This window comes from Mobiluncus mulieris ATCC 35243, assembly GCF_000160615.1.
Classification (GTDB): Bacteria; Actinomycetota; Actinomycetes; order Actinomycetales; family Actinomycetaceae; genus Mobiluncus; species Mobiluncus mulieris.
Window position 1 is genome coordinate 177448 of sequence record NZ_GG668518.1, and the last position, 7688, is coordinate 185135.

General features: G+C 50.6%; 4 protein-coding genes. 3 read left to right on the top strand and 1 reads right to left on the bottom strand.

Annotation, left to right across the window (positions count from 1 at the left end; translation table 11 throughout):
- The 3 genes from HMPREF0577_RS00705 to HMPREF0577_RS00715 form a co-directional block, all read left to right on the top strand.
- The coding region (locus tag HMPREF0577_RS00705; protein ID WP_004011715.1) for a cell wall-binding repeat-containing protein at positions 1-2648 on the top strand (2648 nt) is incomplete at its 5' end.
- A gap of 183 nt (positions 2649-2831) precedes the next feature.
- A complete protein-coding gene (locus HMPREF0577_RS00710; protein WP_004011716.1) occupies positions 2832-4019 on the top strand; it encodes an AAA family ATPase in 1188 nt (395 codons plus the stop codon).
- Between the two features lie 7 nt (positions 4020-4026).
- The gene (locus HMPREF0577_RS00715; protein WP_004011717.1) at positions 4027-4755 is read left to right on the top strand and encodes a DUF4276 family protein; all 729 of its coding nucleotides are present in this window, start codon (positions 4027-4029) and stop codon (positions 4753-4755) included.
- A 349-nt stretch (positions 4756-5104) separates the two neighbouring features.
- Here the strand turns inward: HMPREF0577_RS00715 and HMPREF0577_RS00720 are convergent.
- On the bottom strand, positions 5105-7688 hold a 2584-nt coding region (locus HMPREF0577_RS00720), incomplete at its 5' end, for a cell wall-binding repeat-containing protein (protein WP_004011718.1).

Here is a 7688-nt window from a genome sequence, read left to right on the forward strand (position 1 = left end):
CGGGGGCTGAGAGGATTACTTTCCCGGAGGGTGGTTCTTTTGAGCGTATTGCGGGGGATTCTCGTGTTGATACGGCGATTGCGGCTGCGGAGCGTTTGTATGCTGATAAGGGTAAGTCTTTGACTAAGGCTTATTTGGTGGCTGCTGGTGATTCGCATTTGGTTGATGCTGCTACTTCTGGCATGTTGACTGATGGTGTGGTGCTGTTGGTGCCGACGGATCGTTCGGGTCAGTTGTTGTTGGGTGCTGCGATTAAATCGAAGTTTGACAAGGTTAATACTTTGGTTGCTGTTGGTGGTAAGAACGCGGTTCCTGATGAGGCGGTGGCTGCGGTTAAGAAGATGAACGACAAGATTACCAAGACCGAGCGTTTGGATGGTAAGAATCGTTATGAGACGAATGTGGCGGTAGCTAAGGCTGCGTATAAGGATTTTAAGAACGCGTCTCGTGTGTATTTCACTCGTGGTGATGTGATGGTTGACGCTTTGACTGCGGGTGCGGCCGGGGATGGACCGGTGTTGATGCTCACTCCGTCTGGTGATATTGATAAGGCTACTAAGGATTATTATGCCGAGGCTGTGAAGCATGCTCGTGACGCGGTGATTCTTGGTGGGGAGAAGGCTCTTCCTTCGGAGCAGGTTGCTAAAGTAGGGGCTGAGATTAAGAAGCTTGATCCGTGGTCTTGGCTTAAGAGTGGTAAAGAGCTTAAGGCTAATGTGGCGTTAGCGGCTGCTACTTATTTTGGTCAGTCTGATTGGCAGTCCCGTAAGTTTGTTAAAGATTCTATGCCGCCTCAAGACAAGGGTGCCGCTTTTGATGTTACCAAGTTCGAGAAATATGATTTCTTTGGTCTTAACGGCGGGTCTGTTAAGGCTGAGTCTAAGGATCCTTCGAGTGTGAATGTTGAGACCGCTGTTAGTGATCCGAAGAAGGCGTTTGTTGGTTATGTGCAGCCTTTGAAGGATTTGAAGGCTAACAATGTGGTTATCACTAAACAGTATAATGAGTTGAATGCTGTGAAGGATAATGCCCTAGTTGACGCTAAAACCGCTGAGGTTAAAGCTGCGGCTTTATCCGCCGTTACCAATGTTAACGCTGGTGATGTGGCTGCTAAGTTGGTGAAAGCGGTTCAGGATTTGTATGGTTTGTCTCTCAGCGAGATCAGGCCTACTTTGAATGATTCTGGGGCGGTTTCTACTTCTGGTGTGTTCAAGTTTGATGATGATTCTAACTTGACTGGTTTGGATATGGATAAGCTTGACGGGGTACAGTCAAAGCTGGCTGCTGGTGACTGGTCTGGTAAGAAGGTCTATAAGGTTGGTGACACGGATTTGACTTTCAAGGAGGCTGTCTACGCCAAGATTGCCAACAAGGACGCTGTTTTGCCGGGTAAGGATCTTGCTGGTGTGGAGGCTTTGGCTTCGGGTAAGGTGAACTGGTCTGCGTTCTATAACGTGACAAAGACTGAGTTGGATAACCAGCAGAAGCGTCATGATGAGGCGAAGCAGAACTTGTTGGACGCGGTGAATGCCTACTATAACAACACGAATATGGAGTTGCTTACTGGTGTGACTGGTGTGCCGCGTCTGGCTGGTAAGTCTCGCTATGAGACTTCTTCCTTGTTGGCGGTGTACCTGGAGAAGCGGGGTCGTTTCGTGAACTCGGGGTCTAAGGACTTTAAGAAGGATTCGCGGGCGTATTTGGCTTCTGGTGATGATGCTCACTTGGTGGACTCGGTAGTGGCGGGTCAGTTGACTGATGGTCCGATTCTGTTGGTGCCGGCTTCTGGTGAGATTGATAAGACCGTGTTGAACCACCTGGCTTATTTGAAGAAGAAGGAACCGAATCTGGGTACCTTCGCTTTAGGTGGAAAGATGTCTATCTCCGAGGAAATCCGTGCCGCTGCGGTTAAAGCCTTGAAAGAAGCTAAGAACTACAAGGGCACGAACAACTTCCGTGGTAACGATGATGCCGGTAATCAGGCTCCATCCCTAGGCGGATACGCCAGCCTGGAAATCACGAATGTTGGCAATGCCGGTGCTAAGACTGCTGCTATGTCGATAGCCGCTAACAACGGTAGGGTTGCGGGGCTTAGCGCTTTGTTTGATGGCCTGCCCAAGGGTGTTACCGCCACGGGTAACAGTGCTAACGGCCAACTCACTTTCACTCCTGCTGATAGAAAAGAGGATGTCGCGGCTAACGGAACCTATAAGGTGACTGTCCGTTGGATTGACGGCAAGGGTAATATCAAATATCAAGACAGTGTAGATGTCACGGTTAAACTAGCCGCAGCTCCTCCTGCCACCCAATCCGCGAAGCCGGTTTTGAGTGCGCCTTCCGGTAACATCACTGCCGCAAACGGTACTGCTTCGGTTCCTGTGACTGGCGCTAAGTCTGCGCCTGCCGAGTACACCTGCTCTATCAATAAGAACGAGCTTTCTGCTGTAACTTCTGGCAAGGTAAAGTTCACTGTTGCTTGGAATGATGGCGCAAAGGCTTGCAAGGTTACCGCTACCGACGACTCTCACAATGGTGCTGTCTCTGGCACGATTAAAGTGACGGTCAAGGTTGACGAGGACGGCGCCGCCGGTGCAGCTAAGACGGTTTCCGATGGTGCGGAGAAAGACGTTACTGTAAACATCTCCTAGTGAGCCCTTTGATTCTAGTGAAACCTCAATGGTTTCAACGATAACTTCATAAACGTCTGACCCCGGTAGATGACTACCGGGGTCAGACCTGTTCCGGGACGGTCGCGGGTATGGTGGTGTGTAACGAGTTCCCTTGGTTTGGGGGGGAGAATTTGCGCTGGTGGAGCGGTTAGAATGTAGCGTATGGCGATTCGTTCTTTTAGAATCAGAAATCTGCTTTCCATTAGAGACACTACTTTGGAATTGGTCACTCCGGTGACGTTGTTGATTGGTCCAAACGGTGCGGGAAAGACGAACTTGCTCAGAGGGATAGAGCTGCTTTCTCGTCTGGTTGATGACACGTTCCAGGATGAAATCATGCGTGGGGGCGGGTTTAGTGAACACTTTTTCCAGGGTAGCCCGGTAGCTGATTTTGACTCGGCGGAGCAAGGCGGGGGATTTGATTCACGGTGTTTTGCAATCGATGCTGATTACCGGATAAACGAAACGCTTACAAATGGGTATGATGTTCAGTTCAGTCGCGGTACTGGAGATACTGCCTTGGTGCGAGAGCGGCTTTTCTTCCATAACCAGGCTAAGTACACCACCCCTTTCTGTGACGATTTCCAAGGCAATCATGGTTGGCTACCATTGGCGCATCGTTCGGTGCTTTCAGATGCGGATGATTGCGGCTCAAGGACTGGGGTACAGGAGAATATTCGACGTATTCTCACGGGTTGTAGGGTTTTTCATTTTGATGATTCTTCCTCTCGATCGCCCATGTTACAGAGTTGTGATGTTGCCGATAATCTAAGGCTTCACAGTGATGGGCGGAATCTCGCGGCGGTGTTGTGGCGGATGCGGGAAAGTGATGTTGAACGGTACGAGGGAATTTTACGTTCGGTGCGTGTTGTGGCACCGTTCCTTGAGGATTTCGAGGTTGATCCGGTTTATGAGGGTTCGCGCAACACTATATTGCGTTGGCGACAGAAAGGGTTGGATGGTGTTTTCTCGGGAGAGAGACTAAGCTCCGGTACGCTTCGGTTTATCTGTCTGACTGTTTTGTTACAGCAAACCAACCCGCCTGAGACGATTGTTTTGGACGAGCCGGAACTTGGTCTGCATCCTTTTGCTATCTATCAACTCGCGCAGATGCTGCACGAGTTTGCCAGCCCGGAGAGGAAGCTTATTGTCACCACGCAATCAGTCACGCTGGCAAATCAGTTCTCGTTGGAAGAATTAGCCCTGGTTACTCGGGAAAACGGCGCGACTGCGGTGAATCGTCCCGAACCAGAGGCTTACACGCAATGGCTGGATGACTATTCGGTAGGGCAAATGTGGGAAAACAATGTCCTAAACGTGTCCCCCAAAAGGGAGGTAACGGACTTGTGAATAGGAAATGGATAGTCACAAGGCGGGTGGGGTTGCTGCTATGGCATTGATTGCGATTGTTGCAGAGGGTCCGTCGGAACAACAGTTCATCACGAACAATTTAGCCCCTTACCTGCAGCAGGCTAGCGGAGGGAAATTGTTTACCCAAGCCATTGTCGTAAAAACCAGTGTCGCCGCGAACGGGAAAGCTCGTTTTGGGGGTGGTGGCTGGTATTCCAGGGCGGGAACAGGCTATGACTCTTTGATTAGGATGCTGTTGGGCCAGCCGCAATGGCAGGGAGTGTCAACGATGATTGACTACTACGGTTTTCCGCAAGATTTCATTAGGAAAGCAGGGTTAGTCAATCCACGATGCGAGGACATTGAGGAGAAACTGCTCGAGTACTATAGGAACCGGGAACAACCGGGAAAATGGCTGCCTTTCGTAGTCAAGCATGAATTTGAATCCCTGGTTATTGCCGCAGCCTTGCACGGAAAATCAACCGTGTTTAGCAACGCAGAGATTCGCCAAATGACACTCTGGAAAGACGCCGCCGGCGAGGTCGAAAAAATCAACGATTCACCCCAAACCGCTCCGTCTAAACGACTTATCCAGCTAAAAGAAAGCAGTCCGGTTCCCTACCGTAAACTACCCGATACGAAAGAAGTGTTCGACCATACCCGTATAGAGGCAGTAATGGACGAGTGTCCCCACTTCGCTGACTGGGTCGCCAACCTACTATCGTTCGCCCCGTAACACCGGAAACTCCCTGCCAAACCCACAAAAACGAACCAGGGAAACAGGAACAACAAGCTGATACCACGACTGCAAAAGGTTAGTTCCACAACATAATCCGCAGCACAAACAGAACAACCTGGCATACGCTCCCGACAAACCGGACCAGGAAAAACCCAGACCGTTTCAAAATACTTGACACTAACTGTCTGCTAGACCCAGTTCTTCCAGTAGTTTCTCCTGAATGTTTCCCCGGCAGCAACTAAAAACATGGCACCCCCAGGAGTCAATGACTCCCAGAGGTGCCACGTCTTATTCAGTTATCGTCTCCTTCAAGACGGGTAAGGACTAAACAACATGCAACCACGGTTTAACCCTTGGTGTACTTAATCACCGTGTTCTTAGCAGTCTTTGCAGAGCCTGCATTTACGCCGGCATTCACGGATGTAGCCTTGCAGACTATCTTGTCAGCAGGAATCGTGATGCTACCTGTAGCAACGTCGTGTGCGGGTGACGTTAGAGTCAACGTTTTAGTGTTCAAAGCTCCCGCGCCAAAGTGGGTGGCATCCGCAGCACCGGATTTAACTTGGCCACTAGCACCGGTGATATCCCAGGAGTATTGCACATCAACAGCAGTACCCGTTTTATCGCAGGTCAAAGTCACTGTTTTCGCACCTGTATCAGAAGCAGTGGTCTTAACTTCACCACTAACCGGATTCATGGTTATAGTCACGGCAGTGAGTGTCTGCGCCGGTGCGGATAGTTGTACGGTTACGGGGTTGGTGGCGATTTCTTTTTCGGTTACGCCACTGTCGTTCTTGTAGGTAACGAGTGCCCGGTAATCGCCTTTAGCGTCAGCAGCAGTGGCGGGGGTGGTGATATTGCGGGACACGGTGACAATACCCTTATCAGACGGTGTCTTGGTTTCGGTACCGTAAGTCACACCGGCCGGAGTGCTGTTAGCTACCGCACTCCAGTTGCTGTTTGCGTCGGCGCGGTATTGCCAGGTTACGGTCGCTTTGTCGGCGTTCTTCCCGGTGGGTACCTGGAAAGAGAAACTCAAAGTCGCCGGCTTACTATTAGCAACAGCCTTCTCGCCTTCGGTGTAGGTGACTTTGAGTTCATTAGAGACCAGGAACTTCTGTTCCTTCTCAGTGACGCGGTCGTTACCAACCTTGACCTCAGCAGCCGCAGCAGCCGCAGCAGCGTCAGTTACAGAGTTCTTACCACCCACAGCGAGTACCGCCGGGAAAGCACCTTTCTTACGTTCAACAACCTTATCGCCACTGACTGTCAGGAACTGGCCAATGTTTTGCATCTCAGTCTTAGTAGCATCAGTCAACGTACCAGCCTTGTTAACCAACAAGATAGGCCCACGGGTGAACACCCCAGCAACCAGAGCATCAACCATAGACTCGCCGTTAGCCAAATACACCCGGTCAATAAACGCGCCACGCTGTAAACGCAGGTACTGCGAAATCATCGCCGCAGTAGAATAGCGATCCGCACCACCAAGACGCACATAACCGGTACCACGCTTCAGCTTCGCCCACGCATCCAGCATAGACGCGCTAGTGGAATCCGCGTTCTGCTTTGCCTGAGCCAAGAACAACTCGGTGTCACGCTGCAACACAACCAGATTCGAATCACCAGTAGTCAACGTGGAGATAGACTTATTCGAGAACAAGTTCTGGGATTCCACACCTACCGAGTCAAACTTGTAGCCTGTAGGAGCCACTGCATTACCTAGCAGTGCTGCGTCTTTGTGTTCGAAGTAGGCTTTGATACGAGCCTTGTCAGACTTGATAGCAGTCTTCACAGCCTCGTTATTAGACTCGATAGCCCCATAAGCCACCCCGGTAACTTTCCCGTCCTCATCAAAAACAAAGAAATCCTTATTCTTCGCAATATTAGCTTGGTTAGCAGTACCGTAGAGTTTACCCAGGTCAGAGGCGATACCAGTCTTAATCGTATTGTAGTCGCCTTTAGCGTCTTTAATCTTATTCGCGATATCCATCTTCACGGACTTAACCGCAGAGTCAACCACGTCCATACGCTCCGCGACTTCCCTAGCCAACGCCTTGTAGCCCTCGAAACGGTTACCAGCGTCCTGACGCCCCAAATCAAGCATTCTCGGATCACGCGAGGTAGCAGTATTAAGATAATCAGAATCACCGGCTTTAGTGATTTCGAAATCCGAACGGAAGGTATTCACACCCAGGTATTTCGCGCGAGCCTCTTCGAATGCTTTACGCGCGTTAATAGACTCCAAATCCGCTTTACCAGGATTAACCTTAACCACCGGATCCAACGCCTCGGACAAAGCCTTATCCGGAACCGCGTTTTTACCACCTAAACCAATAACACTTTGAACCTTGTGATCCTTCACCCAAGTCTTCACATCCTCAGGCAATTCCCCGTCTTTCGTGTAAAACACCGGGCCATGATCCAACGTGCCAGCCGCCAACGCGTCAATCGGTACATCCGCGCGTGACACAATCACATTCTTAGACTTGCTAGGCTCTACCTCGATAACTCGTTTCGCCACAGACATAGCAGTCTCATACCGGCTCTTACCACCAAGACGACCAGTCTTTTTATCACCAGCCACAGCCTTCAAAGTCGCTTCAGGCACCACCTGCTCTCCACCAACAGCGTAAACCGTGGTAGCAGACGTGTACTTAGCAACCTGAGCCTTAACCACATCAAGCGTACGGGAATTATTATCCACCAGCAGAATAGGCCCATCAGTCAACTGACCAGCAGTAGCCGCATCAATCATCGCAGTCGAATTCGCAACATACACAGCCTTAGCCTTAGCCACCTCAGGGAAAGCAACCTTAGCCACCTCTAACGCTGTATCAATACGATCATTATTCGCCCTATCAGAAGCAATACGATCCCAGCCACCATCCAAAGGACGAGGCTCCTCCGCAGCCACAGCCGCCGGAGCG